The sequence below is a fragment of the Streptomyces sannanensis genome, assembly GCF_039536205.1.
In the GTDB taxonomy this organism is placed as follows: domain Bacteria; phylum Actinomycetota; class Actinomycetes; order Streptomycetales; family Streptomycetaceae; genus Streptomyces; species Streptomyces sannanensis.
The window spans coordinates 3488391-3508645 of sequence record NZ_BAAAYL010000001.1; the positions used below are offsets into that span (position 1 = coordinate 3488391).

The 20255-nt window shown below is 68.7% G+C and carries 20 protein-coding genes, 1 tRNA gene and 1 pseudogene; 10 read left to right on the forward strand and 12 right to left on the reverse strand.

The window, feature by feature from the left end; translation table 11 throughout:
• Positions 1–119 precede the first annotated feature (119 nt).
• Positions 120–1400 carry a hypothetical protein gene (locus tag ABD858_RS16475; protein ID WP_345044595.1) on the forward strand — a complete coding sequence of 427 codons (1281 nt, stop codon included), beginning with the start codon at positions 120–122 and terminating at the stop codon, positions 1398–1400.
• Here ABD858_RS16475 and ABD858_RS16480 read toward each other — a convergent pair.
• Entirely contained in the window at positions 1387–2610 is a 1224-nt protein-coding gene (locus ABD858_RS16480; protein ID WP_345038119.1) for a serine/threonine-protein kinase, read from the reverse strand. The two genes, ABD858_RS16475 and ABD858_RS16480, sit on opposite strands and share 14 nt — an antisense overlap.
• Before the next feature lie 27 nt (positions 2611–2637).
• Positions 2638–3186, reverse strand: coding sequence for a helix-turn-helix domain-containing protein (locus tag ABD858_RS16485; protein WP_345038122.1), 549 nt, complete (start codon positions 3184–3186; stop codon positions 2638–2640).
• A gap of 171 nt (positions 3187–3357) precedes the next feature.
• Here ABD858_RS16485 and ABD858_RS16490 point away from each other — a divergent pair.
• A tRNA-Ala gene (locus ABD858_RS16490) sits at positions 3358–3430 on the forward strand.
• 73 nt (positions 3431–3503) lie between these two features.
• On the opposite strand, the gene ABD858_RS16495 is transcribed toward ABD858_RS16490, so the two are convergent.
• Positions 3504–4160, reverse strand: coding sequence for a DUF5324 family protein (locus ABD858_RS16495; protein ID WP_425586330.1), 657 nt, complete (start codon positions 4158–4160; stop codon positions 3504–3506).
• A 315-nt stretch (positions 4161–4475) separates the two neighbouring features.
• Here ABD858_RS16495 and ABD858_RS16500 point away from each other — a divergent pair, with 315 nt between their 5' ends.
• Positions 4476–5003, forward strand: a complete 528-nt coding sequence (locus ABD858_RS16500) for a peptidylprolyl isomerase (protein ID WP_345038126.1) — start codon at positions 4476–4478, stop codon at positions 5001–5003.
• A 131-nt stretch (positions 5004–5134) separates the two neighbouring features.
• Entirely contained in the window at positions 5135–5956 is an 822-nt protein-coding gene (locus ABD858_RS16505) for a rhomboid family intramembrane serine protease (protein WP_345038128.1), read from the forward strand.
• Between the two features lie 255 nt (positions 5957–6211).
• Here ABD858_RS16505 and crgA read toward each other — a convergent pair whose 3' ends face one another.
• Positions 6212–6466, reverse strand: a complete 255-nt coding sequence (crgA, locus tag ABD858_RS16510; protein ID WP_345038130.1) for a cell division protein CrgA — start codon at positions 6464–6466, stop codon at positions 6212–6214.
• Between the two features lie 138 nt (positions 6467–6604).
• On the opposite strand from crgA, the gene ABD858_RS16515 reads away from it, so the two are divergent.
• The 6 genes and pseudogenes from ABD858_RS16515 to ABD858_RS16540 all read left to right on the forward strand — a co-directional run bounded on the left by ABD858_RS16515 (position 6605) and on the right by ABD858_RS16540 (position 10625).
• On the forward strand, positions 6605–7336 hold the full coding sequence (locus ABD858_RS16515; RefSeq protein ID WP_345038132.1) for a DUF881 domain-containing protein: 732 nt from the start codon (positions 6605–6607) through the stop codon (positions 7334–7336).
• 26 nt (positions 7337–7362) lie between these two features.
• On the forward strand, positions 7363–8058 hold the full coding sequence (locus ABD858_RS16520; protein ID WP_345038136.1) for a class E sortase: 696 nt from the start codon (positions 7363–7365) through the stop codon (positions 8056–8058).
• 61 nt (positions 8059–8119) lie between these two features.
• Positions 8120–8296 (forward strand): hypothetical protein, encoded by a 177-nt coding sequence (locus ABD858_RS16525; RefSeq protein ID WP_345038138.1) that lies wholly within the window; start codon positions 8120–8122, stop codon positions 8294–8296.
• A complete protein-coding gene (locus ABD858_RS16530) occupies positions 8293–8931 on the forward strand; it encodes an aminodeoxychorismate/anthranilate synthase component II (protein ID WP_345038140.1) in 639 nt (212 codons plus the stop codon). Before ABD858_RS16525 ends, ABD858_RS16530 begins: the two co-directional genes overlap by 4 nt.
• Before the next feature lie 164 nt (positions 8932–9095).
• Positions 9096–9911: pseudogene (locus ABD858_RS16535) on the forward strand (class E sortase); the annotation flags it as partial.
• A 24-nt stretch (positions 9912–9935) separates the two neighbouring features.
• A complete protein-coding gene (locus tag ABD858_RS16540; RefSeq protein WP_345038142.1) occupies positions 9936–10625 on the forward strand; it encodes a class E sortase in 690 nt (229 codons plus the stop codon).
• A 136-nt stretch (positions 10626–10761) separates the two neighbouring features.
• Here the strand turns inward: ABD858_RS16540 and ABD858_RS16545 are convergent, their stop codons facing one another.
• The 8 genes from ABD858_RS16545 to ABD858_RS16580 all read right to left on the reverse strand — a co-directional run bounded on the left by ABD858_RS16545 (position 10762) and on the right by ABD858_RS16580 (position 20107).
• Positions 10762–11487 carry a restriction endonuclease gene (locus ABD858_RS16545; protein WP_345038144.1) on the reverse strand — a complete coding sequence of 242 codons (726 nt, stop codon included), beginning with the start codon at positions 11485–11487 and terminating at the stop codon, positions 10762–10764.
• A gap of 8 nt (positions 11488–11495) precedes the next feature.
• Positions 11496–11825 carry a hypothetical protein gene (locus ABD858_RS16550; RefSeq protein ID WP_345038146.1) on the reverse strand — a complete coding sequence of 110 codons (330 nt, stop codon included), beginning with the start codon at positions 11823–11825 and terminating at the stop codon, positions 11496–11498.
• 248 nt (positions 11826–12073) lie between these two features.
• Positions 12074–14056: a Stk1 family PASTA domain-containing Ser/Thr kinase gene (gene pknB, locus ABD858_RS16555; protein WP_345038148.1), complete on the reverse strand. Its 1983-nt coding sequence runs from the start codon at positions 14054–14056 to the stop codon at positions 12074–12076.
• Between the two features lie 168 nt (positions 14057–14224).
• Positions 14225–15679 carry a peptidoglycan D,D-transpeptidase FtsI family protein gene (locus tag ABD858_RS16560; protein WP_345038150.1) on the reverse strand — a complete coding sequence of 485 codons (1455 nt, stop codon included), beginning with the start codon at positions 15677–15679 and terminating at the stop codon, positions 14225–14227.
• A complete protein-coding gene (locus ABD858_RS16565; protein ID WP_345038152.1) occupies positions 15676–17097 on the reverse strand; it encodes an FtsW/RodA/SpoVE family cell cycle protein in 1422 nt (473 codons plus the stop codon). The genes ABD858_RS16560 and ABD858_RS16565 overlap by 4 nt, the downstream gene beginning before the upstream one ends.
• A gap of 24 nt (positions 17098–17121) precedes the next feature.
• Entirely contained in the window at positions 17122–18621 is a 1500-nt protein-coding gene (locus ABD858_RS16570) for a Stp1/IreP family PP2C-type Ser/Thr phosphatase (protein WP_345038154.1), read from the reverse strand.
• 132 nt (positions 18622–18753) lie between these two features.
• Positions 18754–19251: an FHA domain-containing protein FhaB/FipA gene (locus ABD858_RS16575; protein ID WP_345038156.1), complete on the reverse strand. Its 498-nt coding sequence runs from the start codon at positions 19249–19251 to the stop codon at positions 18754–18756.
• A gap of 10 nt (positions 19252–19261) precedes the next feature.
• On the reverse strand, positions 19262–20107 hold the full coding sequence (locus ABD858_RS16580) for an FHA domain-containing protein (protein WP_345038160.1): 846 nt from the start codon (positions 20105–20107) through the stop codon (positions 19262–19264).
• Positions 20108–20255: the final 148 nt, after the last annotated feature.

The window sequence follows — 20255 nt, forward strand, 5'->3', positions numbered from 1 at the left end:
CCCCGGTCGCTTGTGCGGCCGGGGCTCTGTGCTGTCCGGGGGCATTGAGTTCCCGTGCGCGAACAGAGAGCTTGCACAAGTAAATCGAACAGGGTGAGGACAAGGAGCGGCGCGTGACGATGCAGCGCGGGAGGGGCCCACTGGCGCTGGCGGGGGCGGCGGTGTGCGCGGCGGTAATGGCCGGCCCGGCGTGGGCGGCCGACGAGCCGGGTGCGTACGGCTACGACGAGGCGGCGAGGACGGTCAAGGGCGGGGCCACCAGTACGGACGGGCCGCGGCTGCCCGCCGGCTCGACCTATCGGGACTCCATTCGGGCCGGCCAGAAGCTGTACTACCGGGTGGATCTGGACGCGAAGTCCAACGCGTACCTCTCGACCGTGGTCGTACCCGGGCCGGGGACGAAGGTCGCCGGCGACCGTGTCAGGGTGCGGCTGGAGGACCGCCGGGCGGGCAGCTGCGACACCGAGGACACCGGCTTCACGAGCAGCGCCGCGTACCCGCGGCCGGTCACCGCCGTCGTCGCCCGCGTGATCGAGAAGGACCGCACCTCGTGCCAGGAGGCGGGTTCCTACTACCTGGTCGTCGAGCGGGAGGGCGCGCCCACAGCCGACCCCGGCCCATGGGGCCTGGAGATCGGTCATCTGACCGAGCCGGCCCCGAAGGCGGGCGGGCCGACCGCCGCACCCTCCCAGTGGCCCTCGGCGTCCCCGCCGCCGCCCCAGGACGGCCCGCGGGAGCGTCACGGCGGTACGGGCTTCCACACGGCCACCGGACTGGCCCAGGGCGAGTGGACGGACACCATCACGCCGGGCCGGACCCTCTACTACTGGGTGCCCGTCGACTGGGGACAGCAGCTCTTCGCCAGCGCGGACCTGGGCAGTTCGGCGAAAGAGGGCGCCTTCGTGGGTGGCGCCCTCTCGCTGCGGCTGTTCAACCCGGTGCGGTCCCTCGTCACCGGGAAGGACGCGTACTACAGCGGGAAGCAGACGTCGGCCGCGCTCGACCCGGTTCCGCCGGTGGCGTACGAGAACCGCTACAACGCCGGCGACAGCGTCAGCGGAATGCGTTTCGCCGGCGGGTACTACCTCGCGGTCGACCTCAACCCCGAGGTCGTGAAGGACTACGGCAAGGGGCCGTACGGTCTGACGCTGCGGCTGACCATCACGGGCGACGCGAAGAACGGGCCCTACGACGGACCCGCGGGCGAGTTCGCCGTCAGCGACGCCTCCCGGCAAGCGGCCGCGAGCGGGCAGAAGAGCGGGCAGAGGTCCTCCGGCGACACTGCCGACAGCGCCATGCCGGTGGTCGCCGCCGCCGGAATCGGCACGGGCACCGTGCTGGTCCTCGGGCTCGGGGTGTGGACGCTGGCCGCCCGGCGGTCCGCGCTCAGATCCGGCTGAGCGCCCAGAAGCCCACGGCGAAACAGATCAGCGCCACGATCAGGACCGGGACCGCCACCTTCGCGGGCGGTCCCGTCCGCACCCGCACCGAAGGTGCTGCGGACACGGTCTGTGCCGGTGCCTGCTCCCACGCGGGGGAGGCCACCGGCGCCGCGGGGGGAGTGGCCGGTCGCACCGGCGGGGCCAGATGGAAACTGCCGGTCGTCGACATCGCGGACGGCGGCGTCACGGACGGCTGCACGGACGGCTGCACGGACGGCTGGGCGGACGGCTGGGCGGGCGCATGCACGGACTCCCGCACCGGCTGCCGTACGGGCTCCACAGGCCTCTCCACGGGGCCCTGCGGGCCGAATCCGGCCGGAAGCGGGCCCAGTTGGTCGAAGACCTCCACCGGCTCCCCGCCCGGCCCGGCGTCCGGCAGCAGTTCCACAGCCGCGTGCAGTGCCTTGCGCGCCCCGTTGGCCGTACGGAACCGGGCCTGCGGATCCGGCTGGAGCAGCCCCGCCAGGACCTGCCACAGCGGCTCCGGGACACCCTGGGGCGCGCCCGGCGTGCCGTGCGCGGTGAAGTGTTCCACCAGCGCCAGGGCGTCGGGCTTCCTCCCCTTGAGCAGATACAGAGCGACCAGGCCGACGGCGAAGAGATCCGCCGGGAAGTCCGGCTCCGCGCCCGTCATCTGCTCCGGAGCGAAATAACCGGGCGTACCCACCACGTAGTTGGTCTCGGTCAGCCGCGGTTCGCCCTTGCGTATCGCGATGCCGAAGTCGGACAGCCGCAGATGGGGCCGCCCGGTGCCGGTGGCCTCCAGCAGGATGTTCGCCGGCTTGATGTCGCGGTGCACCACGCCCTCCGCGTGCACGGCCGCCAGCCCCGACAGCAGCTGGTCCAGCAGAGCGCACACGAAACGCGGCGGCAGCGGACCGTAGTCACGGATCAGATGGGCCAGTGAGCCGCCGGCCACCAACTCCATGGTGAACAGCACCTTGTCGTCGTCCGCGGCCCAGCTGGCCGGGGCGAGCACGTGCGGATGGTCGATCCGCAGAGCCTGCTCACGGACGAAGCGCAACAACATGTGCGCGTCGCTCTGTTGCAGCACCTTGGCCGCCACATAGCGCCGCCGCCGATGGTCCCAGGCGCGCCAGACCGAGCCCATGCCACCGGCCCCGATCGGCTCGACCAGCTCGTACCGACCAGCGAAGATCTCACCCATTGCGCCGCGCCCGCCCCGTCCGTCGGCTCAGTTCTGGTGCGACTCGTAGTGGGCGACCGCCTCCGCGGTGCGCCCCGCCCCGTACACCCGGAGGAACTCTGCCAGCTCCGGATGGGTCGCGGCGAGCGAGTCCGCCGCGTCGATGATGTCTCCGGCCGCCGCCACCGAGCGCAGCAGCGACTGGATCTCGCGGACCACCCGGCGCACGGTCGGCCCGCCCGAACCGGCCGTCGTCGGGCCGGAGGCGGTGAGGACCGAGCCGCCCTGGGACTTCTTGATCTCGTCCATGCGGTCGGTCGCCTCCCCGGCACTGACGCTGCCGTCGGCGACCTGCACGGCGAGCTCCTGGAGGGCCTGGACACGCTGCACCACGGCCGGGTTGCCGATCTTGGCGCGCTGGCCGCTCATCAGCTGCGACAGCATGGGTGCGGACAGGCCCAGCACCGCCGCGAGCCGCGCCTGGTTCAGCCCGAGATCGTCGATGAGCCGACGGAAGAGCGCCCCCAGAGACTCCCCGTACCAACTGCGCTGAAGCTCTCTGGCTCTCGCGGTCGCTTCCTGCTGCGCTGTATCCATGTGCGCCTCCCCATCGCTGTCGCTTCGCTGGTGCGAAGCTGTCGAGCATCTTACGGAGAGTGGTCGCCGACCGGGAGTCCCAATCCTTTTGCGGGATCCGGGGGGTTACCCGGTACTCTGGTCTGCGGCGGTGGCCGAGGTGATGAGCCTTTCGGCTACGTCCCCTTTTTCGGGGCCTTAGCTCAGTTGGTAGAGCGCTGTCTTTGCATGGCAGATGTCAGGGGTTCGACTCCCCTAGGCTCCACAGACACCCCGAGGGCGCCGGGAGATTCCAGATCTCCCGGCGCCCTTCGCATGCTGTACGGATGATCGGCCGCTCAGGGCTGATCCTCGTCCTCCGCCGCCTCGGACTTGGCCTGCTTGGCCTGCACCTCGGGGTCGAGCACGGCCCGGTCCACGCTGCTGATCTCCGTGGCGGCCGGTGGCTCGACCAGCCAGTCCGGGTTGGCCTGCTTGTCCCACCACCGCCAGGCCGCGTACGCGGCACCCGCCAGCAGGCTGATCAGCACCACTCCCTTGGCCGCCCGGCGCGCCCTGGCCCGGCGCTCGTTCCTGCGGGCCAGCTTGGCGATCTCTTCCACGGTGATCTGTCCGCGCAGGGCTGCCACGGCGGCCGCGCTGCGGGCCATGGCCGCCCCGGCCATCGGCTGAGTCACGGCCACCGCGTGCTCCATGCGCGGCACGGTGTAGTCGGTCGCCTGCCGCGCTGCCTTGCGGGCAGCGCCGGCAGCCTGGTGCGCGGCCTTGTCGACCTTGGGCGGCACATGCGGGGCAATGCGCGCGTCGTACTGGACGCGGGCCTGGCAGCGGGCCTGTCGCGCGGCCTTCGACACCTTCGGTGCGAGCCGTACGCGGGCCTCGTGGGCATAGTGCGCAGCCTGGTCCCTGGCCGTGTCGGCGTAGGGCGCCACCACTTCCGCGGCGTGCAGCACGCTCTCCTTCGCGGTGCCGGTCGCGGCGCGCATGCTGTCCATGCGGGTCACGGGATCCTCCTCCTCGATGGCGGTCGGTGAGTCGCCTTTCCACCCATTTCCGAATCATGCCCGCGAATCGCCCCGACGGCATGCGGGGCGCGCATCCGGGTCACTTGCATCACTCCGGCCACTTCGATCGATTTCGGTCGGGCAAGGTGACATGGGGCATTGCGGTGCAAGGGGAACCTGTGCACGACAATGCCACGGTTCGCCCGCGCGTGCGCTGCTCCGGTGACGACTCGGCCGCATTTCTCCCTTCGGGAGCTGTCCGTGCGAGGATCGGAACAGTCAGTGACGACCTAAGGAAGGCACAACGTGGCCGAGCAGCTTTACGCCACCCTGAAGACGAACCAAGGCGACATCGAGATCCGGCTGCTGCCGGACCACGCCCCCAAGACGGTCAAGAACTTCGTGGAGCTCGCTCAGGGCGAGCGCGAGTGGACCCACCCGGCCACCGGCCGGAAGTCCAACGGCAGGCTCTACGACGGCACGGTCTTCCACCGGGTCATCAGCGGCTTCATGATCCAGGGCGGCGACCCGCTGGGCGACGGCACCGGCGGCCCCGGCTACACGTTCGCCGACGAGTTCCACCCCGACCTCGCCTTCGACAAGCCGTACCTGCTCGCCATGGCCAACGCCGGCCCGGGCACCAACGGCTCGCAGTTCTTCATCACCGTGGCGCCCACCGCCTGGCTGACCCGCAAGCACACGATCTTCGGCGAGGTCTCCAACGAGGCCAGCAAGAAGGTCGTGGACGCCATCGCGGCCACGCCGACCAACCCGCGCACCGACCGCCCGGTCGAGGACGTCGTCATCGAGTCGGTCGTCGTCGAGACCCGCTGAGACGCTGGGCCGTTCCCCCAGGGGAACCAATCCGCCCCGCCCGTCCGTATGGGGTACGTATGGGTTACGTTCCCCATACGGACGGGCGGGGCGGCGTCGCGTGCCCACCCCCTACAAGGACGAGGGGACCGATGGACCAGGGCTGCTACCGGCACCCGGACAGGGAAACCGGCATCCGCTGTACCCGCTGCGAGCGCCCGATCTGCACCGAGTGCATGGTCAGCGCCTCGGTCGGATTCCAGTGCCCCGAATGCGTACGCGGGGGACCGGGGAACGGCCACAGCCCCGCCGCGGCCCGGCCGCGCACCATCGCGGGCGGCACGGTCGCGCGCGATCCGCACCTGGTCACCAAGATCCTGCTGGCCGTCAACACGGTCTTCTTCATCGCCGCGCTCGCAGGCGGCAAGCAGGTGGTCGACGAGCTGGTGCTGTGGGGCTACGGCGTCGCGGACGGCGGGTACTACCGGCTGCTGACCTCGATGTTCCTGCACGAGGCGCCCTGGCACTTCGCCTTCAACATGCTCGGCCTGTGGTGGCTCGGGGCCCCGCTGGAGGCAGCGCTCGGCCGCGCCCGCTATCTGACGCTCTATCTGCTCTCCGGGCTGGCCGGGGGCGCCCTCAGCTATCTGCTCGCCGCCCCCAACGAGGGCTCTCTCGGTGCCTCCGGTGCGATCTTCGGGCTGCTGGGCGCCACCGCGGTCCTGATGCGCCGGCTCAACTACGACATGAGGCCGGTCATCGCGCTCCTCGCGCTGAACCTGCTCTTCACCTTCACCTGGAGCGGAATCGCCTGGCAGGCCCATGTCGGCGGCCTGATCGCGGGCACGGTGATCGCCTACGGGATGGTGCACGCGCCCCGCGAGCGCCGGACGGCGGTGCAGTTCGGCACCTGCGCGCTGGTGCTGCTGGCCATCGTCGGCACCGTGGCGGCGAGGACTGCGGCGCTCATCTGAGCGACCGGGGCTCAGTTGTCCACAGCGGACTCCACAGTCGGTACCGGATCCTGTGCATCGAGTGGGAAACAAGTGTGCCCCTTGTCACTGACATGGGTTTTCCCAGCAGGGACAAGGGGCGAGCCACTTCGGGAGCAACGCCGTGACAGTCACACCGGCGTCAACATCCACGGAGTTATCCACAGATCGTCTGAACTTTTCCCACAGTGGTGTGGACAGAGTTGTGGATAACTCGGGAGGGTGCGGCCTGGTCGGCTACTTCCACTGGGTGGAGACGCCGAAGCCGGCAGCGATGAAGCCGAAGCCGATCACGATGTTCCAGTTCGTGAGGGACTGGATGGGCAGCGCACCCTCGGTCACATAGAAGACCACGATCCAGGCCAGCCCGATCAGGAACAGCGCGAGCATCACCGGGGCCACCCAGCTGCGACTGGACAGCTTGATGGCGGTCGCCTGCCTGGTCGGCGGAGGCGTGTAGTCGGCCTTCTTGCGGATACGTGACTTCGGCACGAGGAACTCTCCTGTCGATGCGCTGCGTGGCCGCGCAGGGAACCTTGGCTTTCGCCGGGACGGATACGGGGAACGCTGCCTTTCCCCAGGCGTCAGTTAGCGTAGTGGTTCCGCGGGTCTTAAGGAGATAAGGGTACGTTGAGGAATTCCCTGCGACCGGTACGGCTGCTCACCGCTGCCGTCTTCGCGCTCGCCGGTCTGATCTTCGTCACCAGCTTCAACACGGCCAAGGGCACCAACATCCGCACCGACGCCTCGCTGCTGAAGCTCTCCGATCTCATCCGGCAGCGCAGCCACAGGAACGCGGAGCTGGACGCGGAGACCGCCGCCGTGCGCGGCGACGTAGACGACCTCGTCCGCCGGGACGACGGCAGCACCAAGGCCGAGGACGAGAAGCTGGAGACCCTCGCGCAGGCCGCGGGCACCCGCGAGCTCACCGGCCGGGCCCTCACCGTCTCCCTCGCCGACGCCCCGCCCAACGCGACCGCCGCACCCGGCTACCCCGAGCCGCAGGCCAACGACCTGGTCATCCACCAGCAGGACCTCCAGGCCGTCGTGAACGCCCTGTGGCAGGGCGGCGCCCAGGGCGTCCAGGTCATGGACCAGCGGCTCATCTCCACCAGCGCGGTCCGCTGCGTCGGCAACACCCTGATCCTCCAGGGCCGCGTCTACTCCCCGCCGTACAAGGTCACCGCGGTCGGCGACACCGACAAGCTGCGGAAGGCCCTTGCCGACTCCCCGGCGATCCAGAACTACCAGCTGTACGTCAAGGCATACGGGCTCGGCTGGAAGGTCGACGAGCGCGAGACGGTGACTCTGCCCGGCTACTCGGGCACAGTGAATCTCCATTACGCCGAGCCCGCGGAGTAGCGCCCGGGGGGAACGGGGGTGCGCCTGTGCGCCTGGTCGTCAGGACCCTCAGTGAACTGTGCATCACCGTCGGCGCGATCGTCGTGCTGTTCGTGGCCTACGTGCTGTTCTGGACCGGGATCGAGGCGGACGGAGCCTCGGACGCCCAGATCGGCCGGCTCCAGCGGCAATGGACACAGACACCGGGCCCCGGGCCCGGGCGGAAGCCGACGGCGCCCCCCGCGCCGCCGGCGTACCGGCACGGCAAGCCCTTCGCCGTCATGTACATCCCGCGCTTCGGCAAGGACTGGGACTGGCCCGTACTGGAGGGCGCCGAGGTCGCCACCCTGAAGAAGGGCCTCGGCCACTACGCGGGGACGGCCGAGCTGGGTGGTACGGGCAACTTCGCGGTGGCCGGGCACCGGCGTACGTACGGCGACCCCTTCAAGGACTTCCCGAGGCTGCGGCCCGGCGACGCGGTACTGTTGACGGACGGCACGACCTGGTTCACGTACCGCGTCCACAGCCGCCCGTACCGGACCGTCCCCAGCGACATCGGGGTGATCGATTCCGTGCCCCGCCCCATGGAACCGGACGCCACCCCTTTCCGGGGGCCCGGCCGCTATCTGACACTGACCACCTGCGACCCGGAGTGGGGCAGCAGCCACCGGCTGGTCGTCTGGGCGCGTCTCGAAGCCACCCGCCCTGCGGCGGACGGCAGACCACGAGCTGTCCACAGCTGACCCACGCACCCCGTCGGCCCTCTAATCTGGTTCCGTACCGATCGGAAGGAACGCGGACGGCATGTACGGCTGGATCTGGCGGCATCTGCCGGGGAACACATGGGTGAAAGCGTTCATTTCACTCCTGCTGATCCTTGGGACCGTCTATGTCCTCTTTCAGTACGTCTTCCCGTGGGCGGAGCCGCTGCTTCCGTTCAGCGATGTGACGGTCGATGAGAGCATGGGGTCCGTACGGTGAGCGCGCGCATTCTGGTGGTCGACAACTACGACAGCTTCGTCTTCAACCTCGTCCAGTACCTCTACCAGCTCGGCGCGGAGTGCGAGGTCGTCAGGAACGACGAGGTGTCCACCGCGCACGCGCAGGACGGCTTCGACGGGGTGCTGCTCAGCCCCGGACCGGGCGCGCCCGAGCAGGCCGGGGTGTGCATCGAGATGGTGCGCCACTGCGCCGCAACCGGGGTGCCCGTCTTCGGTGTCTGCCTGGGCATGCAGTCGATGATGGTCGCGTACGGCGGTGTGGTGGGCCGGGCCCCCGAGCTGCTGCACGGCAAGACCTCGCCGGTCACGCACAACGGCACGGGCGTCTTCGCCGGGCTGCCGTCGCCGTTCACCGCCACCCGGTACCACTCGCTGGCCGCCGAGCCGGACACGCTGCCCGCGGAGCTGGAGGTCACGGCGTGGACCGAGGACGGCATCGTGATGGGCCTGCGCCATCGTGAACTGCCCGTCGAGGGAGTGCAGTTCCACCCGGAGTCGGTGCTCACCGAACACGGCCACCGGATGCTCGCCAACTGGCTGGTGCAGTGCGGTGACGCGGGTGCCGTCGGACGTTCGGCGGGGCTCGCGCCGGTGGTGGGCAAGGCCGCGGCGTGACCACACCCGGGGGACACGGCTCGCCGTGGTTCCGCGCGGACAACATGACGGCGGCCCGGGGTGCGACTGAACCGCCGTTGTACGTCCCTGCGGACGACGAGACCGTGGCCCTCCGGGTCACGTCGGGGCCGGATCCCCGGCCGGCCCCTCAGCCGCCCCTCCAGCCGTCCACAGGAGGCCGTGCGGAGCGGCGCCGGGCCGCCAAGGGCCGAGGCGGCCGACGGGGCGCTCACCGGCCCGCCGGCGCGCCTCCCGCGCCCTCCCGGCCGCTCTCCCGGGTCGAGGCCCGGCGGGCGGCCAGGGCCCGCAAGGAGAGAGCGGCGGTCGTCGCCAGCCGGGTCGTCGGAGAGCTGTTCATCACGCTCGGCGTGGTCATGCTGCTGTTCGTCACCTACCAGATGTGGTGGACGAACATACGGGCCCACCAGCAGGCCAACGGCGCGGCGAACCAGATCCAGGACGCCTGGGAGAAGGGCCGTCGGGTCGGCGCCTTCGAACCCGGTGAGGGCTTCGCCATCATGTACATCCCGAAGCTCGACGTCGAGGTCCCCATCGCCGAGGGCATCGACAAGCACAAGGTCCTGGACCGCGGCATGGTCGGGCACTACGGCGAGGGCCCCCTGAAGACGGCGATGCCCGCCGACAAGCAGGGCAACTTCGCGGTGGCCGGCCACCGCAACACGCACGGCGAGCCGTTCCGGTACATCAACCGCCTGCAGCCCGGCGACCCGATCGTCGTGGAGACTCAGGACGCCTTCTACACGTACGAGATGACCAGCGTCCTGCCGCAGACTCCGCCGTCGAACGTCCGTGTCATCCAGCCCGTACCGGAGGGCTCCGGCTTCACCGGACCCGGCCGGTACATCACGCTGACCACTTGCACCCCGGAGTTCACCAGTACGTACCGGCTGATCGTGTGGGGCAAGATGGTCGACGAACGACCGCGCAGCAAAGGCAAACCGGACGCGCTCGTGGGCTGATCGGCCGAGAAGGGAACAGGTGCAGTGTCACGTGCGCGCCGCCGTCGTATTGCCGGCGTCATCAGCGTCTTCGGCGAACTCCTTATCACAGCGGGCCTGGTGCTCGGCTTGTTCGTCGTCTACTCCCTGTGGTGGACGAACGTCCTCGCCGACCGCGAGGCGTCCGCGCAGGGCGACGACGTACGCAACGGCTGGGCGAGCGGAGCCCCTGGCGCCCCGGGTGCTCTCGACACCAAGGACGGCATCGGCTTCCTGCACGTGCCGGCCATGGGCGGCGACGAGACGCTGGTGAAGCGCGGCACGAGCAGCGGGATCCTCAACGACGGCGTCGCCGGCTACTACACCGAGCCGCTCGAGTCCGCCCTCCCCTGGGACAAGCAGGGCAACTTCACACTGGCCGCGCACCGGGACGGGCACGGGGCGAAGTTCCACAACATCCACAAGCTGACGAACGGCGACTCGATCGTCTTCGAGACGAAGGACACCTGGTACGTCTACAAGGTTTTCGCGAAGCTCCCCGAAACCTCGAAGTACAACGTGAACGTGCTGCTGCCGGTCCCCGAGGAGTCGGGCAGGACGAAGCCCGGCCGCTACATCACGCTGACGACGTGCACCCCGATGTACACGTCGAACTACCGGTACATCGTGTGGGGCGAGCTGGAGCGCACGGAGAAGGTGGACAAGGACCGCACGCCGCCGGCGGAGCTGCGGTAGCGTGACGGGCTGTCACGCTTAACCGTGTCTGTGGATAACTTTCCCATCAGAACCTCACTGTGAGGTTCTGACCATGAGCCGGGCCCGAAGCCGCAACCTCATCTTGCGACTTCGGGCCCTTCAGTGTTCCCGGGTACTAGCGCAGCACCTGCAGTCTGGCTCCGGCGCTCCACGACTCCAGCAGGCCGCGATGCACTGCCGTGACGCCGCCCTGCACCGCGACATCGAGCGCATCGCGCGTGAACTGGCAGGTCGCCACGTAGAGGGCCACCTCGGCCTTGTGGAGCGTCTTCGCCCCGATGAACTTCTGCATCTCCCCGCTGCAGACCGAGCGGAACGGCGCGAAGTTCTTGCACTGGACGACCATGCGACGTCCGTCGGGGGTGTACCCGACGATGTCCGCTCCAAGGTCCCCGTTCCCGCCGTGGACCTCGATGTCGGTGCAGCCGTCCCGGCGGAGCAGGCCTGCGATGTGCTGCTCGAACTCCCGCCAGTTCATGGCGTCGACGGATGCCATGACCCCGGCGAGCCCGCGCTGTTCCTGGGCGCGCTCCAGGCGCCGCAGCCGTACGTCGTGCTGGACGAGTTTCCGCTCGATCCGCTGCACGTCCTTGCGCAGGGAGATCAGCTCGCGCCGCTGTTCGCTCGACGATTCGATGAGGGTGTTGAGAATGGGGACGATGGTCTTGCCCATGAGCCGGGTGAAGCTCGCCTCGCTGAGCCGGGTGATGCGAGCGTCGAGTGACTCGTCCTCGGCGTGCCTGTGGACATAGTTATCCACAGGCTGGGTCCGGATCATGTACTCCATGTCGAGCAGGTAGGTACGCACCTGACGTGCGACTTCGCTGTCTCGGAGCAGCATGGCGACGTTTAGGACGGCGCGCCGGGAGTACAGCGTGAGGCCGCGCGCGGCTGTGGATGAGGTGACGGATAGAGGGACATGATGTCCCTCTTAAAACTTTCAAGTTCTTTGCCGTGTAGCGTGCGCATGCCGTTCTGAGTCAGCTCGTCACGGTGGCGCTGCGTCAGCTTCCGGATGACGTACTCACTGACCTCGAAGTACACCGCGACCATTGCCGTCGTCACGTGCATGCCGTCTGGCAGCAGCGACAGTGCCTTGACGCGAGCAAGTACGTCCGTCCGGTCCGCGACGCTTGCGCGCAGGGACCTGGATTCCAGCAGAGCCACCTCGTTGATCACGTACCTGCTCCCTCCCGGGGCGGAGCTCGATACTCCACCCCATTCGGTCCAACGAGTCATGACATATGAAGACACGCTCGAATTATGGGTGGATGTGCGGTGTGCGATTGAGGTCTTGGAGGACCTCAGCCTTGGGTTCGTGGGCGACAGCCCTCCTTGAAGAAGGTCTGTCGCACAGGCCTGTGGACAACGAAGAGCCCCGGCACCCTTTCGGGTGCCGGGGCTCATGTGCTTCGTCGGGGCGGGCCTCAGCCTTGGCCGAACATGCCGCCGAAGACATTGGTGCCGTCCGCTCCCTGGGCGACCAGGACGACCGGTTGGGTGTTGGGGTCCACCTGGGTTCCCGGGGGGACGCTCTGCTGGGTCACGATGGCCTTCTCGTCGGGGCCCTGGATCTGGATGTTCTTGAAGCCCTGTTGCTCCAGCTCCCGCTTGGCCTGCTTGATGGGCCGCTGCGTCACATCGGGCATCGCCACCAGCTGTGGCTGCTGCTGCCCCTTGGAGACCTGGAGGGTGATCTGGGTGTCCTTGGGGTACTTGCCGGGCTGCGGGCTCTGGCTGACCACGGTGCCCGCAGGCTGGGGGGAGTCCACCTCCTGGCGCTGGATGTTCGTGAAGCCCACGTCCTTGAGCTGCTTCTCGGCGTTCTGGTAAGGCACGCCCGGCGTGATGAGCGGAAGTGCGATCCCGCTGCTCTTGGAGATCTCCAGCGTGACCTCGGAGCCCTTCTCCGCCTCGGCGTTGCCCTCGGGGTTCTGGCTGAGGACCCGGCCCGGCTCCTGGTCGGACTCGGTGTACGTGAACTTCACAGCGAAGTCGCGTTCCTTGAGGATCCGCTCGGCGTTGTCCTTGGTCTTCTCCGTGACATCCGGAACCTGGACCTTGGGCGCGCCCGTGGAGACCGTGACCGTGATGGTCTCGCCCTTCTGCATCTTGCCGCCCGGCGCGCGGTCCTGGGTGCAGATGCTGTCCTTGGGCTGGTCCTCGCAGGGCTCCTTCTTGCCGACCGCGAGTACCACTTCCGCGTTCCTCGCCAGGTCGTCGGCTTCGTCGAGCGTTTCGCCGACCAGCCGGGGCACGGTCACCCTGTCCGTGTCGCCGCCGCCTCCGGCGAAGACGGCCTTGCCGATGAGGATCGCGCCGACGAGGACCAGGACGCCGGCGGCGGCCAGCAGGATCGTCGAGGCGTTGGACTTCTTCTGCTGCTGGCGGCGGCGGCCGGGGCGGTCCTCGTAGCCGTAGCCCCCGTTGTCACCGCCGATCGGCGGCATCATCGAGGTCTGGCCGACGGGCGCCTGGTCGGCGGTGCGCAGGGCGGTGGTGGGCTGCTCCTCGGGCAGGTAGCCGCCGCCGTAGCCGACCGCGCCCAGGGCCTGGGTGGCCGCGACGGGCCGGCCTTCGAGGCAGGCCTCGATGTCGGCGCGCATCTCGTCGGCGGACTGGTAGCGGTAGTCCGGGTCCTTGACGAGCGCCTTGAGGACGATCGCGTCCATGTCGGGCGTGATCTCGGGGTCGAAGTTGCTCGGCGGCTGCGGCTCCTCCCGTACGTGCTGGTAGGCGACCGCGACCGGGGAGTCACCGATGAACGGCGGCCGGACGGTGAGCAGCTCGTAGAGCAGGCAGCCGGTGGAGTAGAGGTCGGAGCGGGCGTCGACGGTCTCGCCCTTGGCCTGCTCCGGGGAGAGGTACTGGGCTGTGCCGATGACGGCGGCGGTCTGGGTCATGGTCATGCCGGAGTCGCCCATGGCGCGGGCGATGCCGAAGTCCATGACCTTGACCTGGCCGGTGCGCGTCAGCATGACGTTGGCCGGCTTGATGTCGCGGTGGACGATGCCGTTGCGGTGCGAGTACTCGAGCGCCTGGAGGATGCCGATGGTCATCTCCAGCGTGCGCTCGGGCAGCAGTTTGCGGCCGGAGTGAAGAAGTTCACGCAGGGTGGAGCCGTCGACGTACTCCATCACGATGTACGGGATGGAGACGTTGTCGACATAGTCCTCGCCGGTGTCGTAGACAGCGACGATGGCCGGGTGGTTGAGCGAGGCGGCGGACTGGGCCTCGCGGCGGAACCGGGCCTGGAAGGACGGGTCGCGGGCGAGGTCGGCCCGCAGCGTCTTCACGGCGACGGTACGGCCGAGGCGGGTGTCATGGGCGAGGTAGACCTCGGCCATGCCACCACGGCCGAGCACCGAGCCCAGCTCGTACCGGCCGCCGAGGCGACGCGGCTCTTCCATAGCTATTCCAGCCCTCTCCGTCTGTCCCGACCAAACCCGTGCGTGGTCCGGCGGTGTGCTGTTCGCGCATACGCTACCGGGCACGCCTTGCCTGATACGCCCATGGCCGTCACCTGATACAGGACCGGTACCGCAACACGTACGGATACGACGGGGGCGTGACCGGCATCACTGCTTGCCGAGAACCGCCTTCATCACGTCCTTTGCGATGGGTGCGGCGAGACCGCCACCGGTGACTTCGCCCGTCCTTGCCTTGCTGTCCTCGATGACGACGGCGACCGCGACCGGGGAGCCGTTGTCGTTCTTGGCATACGAGATGAACCAGGCATAGGGAGTTCCGGTGTTGTTCTCGCCGGTTTCCGCGGTGCCCGTCTTGCCGCCCACCTGAGCGCCGGAAATCTTGGCATTGCCGCCGGTGCCGTTCTCGACGACGTTCTCCATCATCTGCTGGATCAGCTGCGCGTTCTTCTGGGAGACGGGCCGGCTCATTTCCTCCGGCTTGGTCTTCTCGATGACGTCGAGGTTCGGAGCGGTCAGCCGGTCGACCATGTACGGCTTCATGAGCTTGCCGTCATTGGCGATCGCAGCGGTGACCATGGCCATCTGCAGCGGGGTGGCCGCGGTGTTGTACTGGCCGATGGCGGACAGCGCGTTACTGGAACGCTCCATCTTCTTGTCGTAGACGCTGGCGTCCGCCCGGACGGGGGTGAAGATCTCGCTGTTGAAGCCGAACTTCTCGGCCATCTTCACCATGTCGTCCCGACCGACATCATCGCCGAGCTTGGCGAAGACGGAGTTGCAGGAGACCCTCATCGCCTCGTTCAGGCTGGCGTTCTCGCAGCCGCCGGCGTGGTTCTTCATGATGGTGCGCGTGTTGGGCAGGAAGTACGGCTCGGGGGTGTCGGTCGGGGCGTTGATGTCCGTGACCTTGCCGTACTCCAGGGCCGCGGCGGCGGTGACGACCTTGAAGGTGGAACCGGGCGCGTAGATCTCGCGCAGCGTCCGGTTCTTCATCGGCTCGTTCTTGTCCTTCAGGAGCTTCTGCCGATTGGCGGAGTCGTTGTCGGAGTTGCCGGCGAAGACCGAGGGGTCGTAGGACGGCGTGGAGGCGAGGGCGAGGATGGCGCCGGTCCGCGGGTCGATGGCGGCAACGGCACCCTTCTTGTCGCCGAGTCCTTCGTAGGCGGCCTTCTGGGCGGCGGCGTTCAGGGTGGTGACGACGTTGCCGCCCTGCTTCTTCTCGCCGGTGAACATGCCGAGCGTGCGGTCGAAGAAGAGCCGGTCGTCGTTGCCGGTGAGAATGCCGTCCTCGATGTTCTCGATCTGGCTGGCGCCGAAGGCCTGGGAGGCGAAGCCGGTGACGGGGGCCCACATGGGGCCGTCGATGTAGGTGCGCTTGTACTTGAAGTCGCCGCTCTTGGTCTCGACCGACGATGTGACGGGCTTGCCCTCGACGATGATGTTGCCGCGCGGGTTGCTGTAGCGCTCGATGAGTACGCGGCGGTTGTACTTGTGTGAGTTCAGTTCGTCTGCGCGGACGTACTGAAGCCAGTTGTCACGGATGAGCAGCGTGAGGACGAGAAGGCCGCAGAAGATCGCGATCCGGCGCACGGGCTTGTTCACGGTCGGACCACCTGGGTCATCTCGGCGTCGGGGTGTGATGCGGGGGCGGGTGCGGGACGGCGCGCGGTGTCGCTGATGCGGATCAGGATGCCGATCAGTGCCCAGTTGGCGATCACGGACGAACCGCCGTACGCCATGAACGGCATCGTCATACCGGTCAGCGGGATGAGGCCCATGACGCCGCCGGCGACGACGAAGACCTGAAGGGCGAAGGCGCCCGAGAGGCCGACGGCGAGCAGCTTGCCGAAGGGGTCGCGGGCGGCGAGCGCGGTGCGCATGCCGCGTTCGACGATCAGCGCGTAGATGAGCAGGATCGCCATGATGCCGGCGAGGCCGAGCTCCTCACCGAAGGTGGCGAGGATGAAGTCCGAGTTGGCGGCGAACCTGATGAGGTCGGAGTGGCCCTGACCGAGGCCGGTGCCGAGGGTGCCACCGGAGCCGAAGGCCATCAGAGCCTGCAAGGACTGCTCGGAATGGCCGGCGACGCCCTGCCTGCTCAGTGTGTACTCGCGCACGGGGTCCAGCCAGGCCTGGACGCGCTGCTGGACGTGTGGCTCGAAGGAGGCGACACCGACGGCGCCGACGGCGGACATCAGCAGACCGAAGACGATCCAGCTGGTCCGCTCCGTGGCGACGTACAGCATGATGACGAACATTCCGAAGAACAGCAGCGACGTACCGAGGTCGGTCTCGAAGACGAGGATGAGGATCGAGATCGCCCAGACGACAAGAATCGGGCCGAGGTCGCGGCCGCGCGGCAGGTACAGGCCCATGAAGCGGCGGCTGGCGAGGGCCAGTGCGTCGCGCTTCACCATCAGATAGCCGGCGAAGAAAATCGCCAGCACGATCTTCGCGAACTCACCCGGCTGGATGGAGAACCCGGCGATCGAGATCCAGATCTTGGCGCCGTAGATGTTGGCGCCGAGGCCCGGGACCAGGGGGAGCAGCAGCAGGAACAGCGCGCTGATCATGGAGATGTATGTGTAGCGCTGCAGGACGCGGTGGTCCTTGAGGAAGAGCAGTACGGCGATGAACAGCGCGACGCCCAGTGCGGTGTACATCAGCTGGCGGGGCGCGGCGGTCCCGGCCTGGTGGATCGACTGGAGCAGCTTGGACTGATCCAGCCGCCAGATGGCCACCAGGCCCAGCCCGTTCAGCAGCGTGGCCAGCGGGAGCAGCAGCGGGTCGGCGTACTTGGCGTACTTGCGCACCACGAGGTGGGCGATTCCCGCGAGCAGGGCGAAGCCGAGGCCGTAGGCGAGCATGCCTGCGGGGAGTTCGCCGTTGATGGCGAGGCCCACGTTCGCGTAGGCGAAGATCGGGATGAGCACCGCGAACGCGAGCAGCATCGCCTCGGTGTTGCGCCGGCTCGGTGCTTCGATCGCGCCGATGGTGGTCGTGTTGGTGACAACGCTCATGGTGATGAATGGCCCCCTACGGCCCTACTGCTTGCCGCACTGCGGGACCAGCTTCTGCTCTTCCGCGGAGAGGCTGGGGCCCGGTGTGGGAGTCGGCGCGTTCGTGGTCGTGGTCTGCGTCGTGGGCGTGCCGGTGGTGCCGCCTGCCTCGCCCTCGCCGGACTTGGCGTTGTTCTCGCGTTCGGTCCTGCGGCGCTCTTCGTCCTTCTTGCAGGCGGATGCCTGGAGGGCGAGTTCGTCGATCTTGCTGCGGGCGCTGCCGAGGCTGGACTCCGAGATGGTGCCCTCGACCAGCTTGCGCTGGTAGGCGGGCAGGTACTTGAGTTCGATCTCGGGGTGGTCCTTCTCGAGCTTGGAGAGCTTTATCCAGGCCAGGTCCTGGCTGATGCCGCGGTAGAGGGCGACGTGCTCTTCGTTGGCGCCGACGTAGTACTGGCTCTGGGTCCAGCGCCAGCCGCCGTACAGACCGCCGCCCGCGACGGCGAGGGCGAGGGCGGAGTAGAGGGAGCGCTTGAGCCATGTGCGGCCGGTGCGCGGTTTGGTGAAGTCCTCGTCGGTGTACCCGCCGAAGCTGCCTTCGGGGGCGTAGCCGGTGTCGGGGCCGCTGCCGGGCGGTCCGAAGCCGCCGCCGGGGGGCGGGACGTCGGTGCCGGGGCGCTGCTGGCCGGGGCGGCCGAGCCGGGCGGCGCGGCCGGCCGGGGTCTGCATGGCGCCGTCGACGCCGAGCTGGAGCTGGTTCTCGGCGACCGCGCCGACGACGACGGGGGTGTCGCTGAGGTGGCCGGCGAGGGTGTCGCCGCCGTCGACGTCGAGGACGTCGGCGATGATGACGGTGATGTTGTCGGGGCCGCCGCCGCGCAGGGCGAGGTTGATGAGTTCCTGGACGGTTTCCTGGGGGCCCTGGTAGCTGGCGAGGGCTTCTTCCATCGTCTGGTGGGAGACGACGCCGGAGAGGCCGTCGGAGCAGATCAGGTAGCGGTCGCCGGCCCGGACCTCGCGGATGGAGAGATCGGGTTCGACGTGGTCGCCGCTGCCCAGGGCGCGCATGAGGAGCGCGCGCTGCGGGTGGGTGGTGGCTTCTTCCTCGGTGATTCGGCCCTCGTCGACGAGGCGCTGCACCCAGGTGTGGTCCTGGGTGATCTGGGTGAGGAGGCCGTCGCGCAGCAGGTAGGCGCGGGAGTCGCCGACATGGACGAGTCCGAGGCGCTGGCCGGTCCACAGCAGGGCGGTGAGGGTGGTCCCCATGCCTTCGAGCTGGGGGTCCTCCTCGACCATGACCCGGAGCTGCTCGTTGGCGCGCTGTACCGCGGTGCCGAGCGAGGTGAGGATGTCGGAGCCGGGGACGTCGTCGTCGAGCTGGACGAGGGTGGAGATCACCTCGGAGGAGGCGACCTCTCCGGCGGCTTGTCCGCCCATGCCGTCGGCGATGGCGAGAAGGCGTGGTCCGGCGTAGCCGGAGTCCTCGTTGCCCTCCCGGATCATGCCCTTGTGCGATCCGGCGGCGAAGCGCAGTGACAGACTCATGCGCACCTCGCCCGTCGGCTGCTCCGGATACAACCGGTCTTGAGCCACACTGCCCACCCTCCGGTCGGGAGCCGGTGCGGGTCCAGGGTGGGGACCTGCGCGGCTCGCTCGCTCCGCTCGCTCATTGTCGTACTACTTCCGCAGCTCGATGACGGTCTTGCCGATGCGGATCGGCGCGCCCAGCGGAATCGGGGTCGGGGTGGTGAGTCGGGTCCGGTCGAGATATGTGCCGTTGGTGGACCCGAGATCCTCGACGATCCAATTGCCGTCACGGTCCGGGTAGATCCTGGCATGCCTGCTGGACGCGTAGTCGTCGTCGAGGACGATCGTCGAGTCGTGCGCCCGGCCCAGGGTGATGGTCTGCCCCTGCAGCGCCACGGTGGTGCCGGTGAGGGTGCCCTCGGAGACGACCAGTTTGGTCGGGGCACCTCGGCGCTGGCGCTGTTGCGGGGGCGCGGCGGCGCTCTGCCGTGCCTGCTGTGGGCGGTTGTCGGCGGCGCGGCGTGAGCCGCGCTGCGTGACGCGCGTACCGAACAGGTCGCTGCGGATGACCTGTACGGCCACGATCACGAACAGCCACAGTACGGCCAGGAAACCCAGCCGCATGACCGTCAGGGTCAGCTCTGACATTGCCCCCGCTTCATCCTTCGGCTTGCCGGTAAACGATGGTTGTGCTGCCCACGACGATCCGCGAGCCGTCGCGGAGCGTAGCGCGGGTGGTGTGCTGCCCGTCCACCACGATGCCGTTGGTGGACCCGAGATCCTGGATCGTCGAGGGCGTTCCGGTCCGGATCTCGCAGTGCCGGCGGGAGACGCCGGGGTCGTCGATCCGCACGTCGGCCTCGGTGCTGCGGCCCAGCACCAGCGTCGGGCGGGAGATCTGGTGGCGGGTGCCGTTGATCTCGATCCAGCGCCGTACCTGGCCGCCGCCCGGCGTCGCGCCGGGGGCGGTGGGACGGTGGTTCATGGGGGCGCCGGCGCGGCCGGCGCCCGGCGGTGCGGCCGGCATGGGCGGTGCGGCGGCCGGCGGGTAGCCGTAGCCGCCGGGGGCTCCCTGGGGGCGGCGGGGCGCTTGCTGCGGGGCTCCCTGGGGGGCCTGCGGCTGGGAGGCACTGGAGGCGAGGGTGCGGCTGCGTACCCGGTACAGGCCGGTGTCGAGGTCGTCGGCCTTTTCGAGGTGCACCTTGATGGGGCCCATGAAGGTGTAGCGCTGCTGCTTGGCGTAGTCGCGTACGAGTCCGGAGAGCTCGTCGCTGAGCTGGCCGGAGTACGGGCTGAGGCGCTCGTAGTCGGGGGCGCTGAGCTCCACGATGAAGTCGTTGGGGACGACGGTCCGCTCGCGGTTCCAGATGCTGGCGTTGTTGTCGCACTCGCGCTGGAGCGCGCCGGCGATCTCGACGGGCTGGACCTCGGACTTGAACACCTTCGCGAAGGTGCCGTTGACCAGACCTTCGAGACGCTGCTCGAAACGCTTCAGGACTCCCATGGGGCACCTCCTCCGTCGTTGTCGTCCTGGTACTGCTTACTGATCGTATCCACGCGTCGGGAAATCGGCTGGTTCCCCTTGTCTGCCCAGTGGGCGGGTGTCACCTCTCACACGGATCGTAGAGGTGGCCCATGGACAGTGTCCCGCA

Excerpts from the sequence above, each read along its gene's own strand:
- ABD858_RS16545 (WP_345038144.1), bottom strand. The coding sequence starts at position 11,487 with ATGCTGCTCCGAGACAGCGAAGTCGCACGTCAGGTGCGTACCTACCTG.
- ABD858_RS16495 (WP_425586330.1), bottom strand. The coding sequence starts at position 4,160 with ATGGACAGCATGCGCGCCGCGACCGGCACCGCGAAGGAGAGCGTGCTG.
- ABD858_RS16480 (WP_345038119.1), bottom strand. The coding sequence starts at position 2,610 with ATGGGTGAGATCTTCGCTGGTCGGTACGAGCTGGTCGAGCCGATCGGG.
- pknB (WP_345038148.1), bottom strand. The coding sequence starts at position 14,056 with ATGGAAGAGCCGCGTCGCCTCGGCGGCCGGTACGAGCTGGGCTCGGTG.
- ABD858_RS16565 (WP_345038152.1), bottom strand. The coding sequence starts at position 17,097 with ATGAGCGTTGTCACCAACACGACCACCATCGGCGCGATCGAAGCACCG.
- ABD858_RS16505 (WP_345038128.1), top strand. The coding sequence starts at position 5,135 with ATGGACCAGGGCTGCTACCGGCACCCGGACAGGGAAACCGGCATCCGC.
- ABD858_RS16575 (WP_345038156.1), bottom strand. The coding sequence starts at position 19,251 with ATGTCAGAGCTGACCCTGACGGTCATGCGGCTGGGTTTCCTGGCCGTA.
- ABD858_RS16475 (WP_345044595.1), top strand. The coding sequence starts at position 120 with ATGCAGCGCGGGAGGGGCCCACTGGCGCTGGCGGGGGCGGCGGTGTGC.
- ABD858_RS16485 (WP_345038122.1), bottom strand. The coding sequence starts at position 3,186 with ATGGATACAGCGCAGCAGGAAGCGACCGCGAGAGCCAGAGAGCTTCAG.
- ABD858_RS16525 (WP_345038138.1), top strand. The coding sequence starts at position 8,120 with ATGTACGGCTGGATCTGGCGGCATCTGCCGGGGAACACATGGGTGAAA.
- ABD858_RS16570 (WP_345038154.1), bottom strand. The coding sequence starts at position 18,621 with ATGAGTCTGTCACTGCGCTTCGCCGCCGGATCGCACAAGGGCATGATC.
- ABD858_RS16580 (WP_345038160.1), bottom strand. The coding sequence starts at position 20,107 with ATGGGAGTCCTGAAGCGTTTCGAGCAGCGTCTCGAAGGTCTGGTCAAC.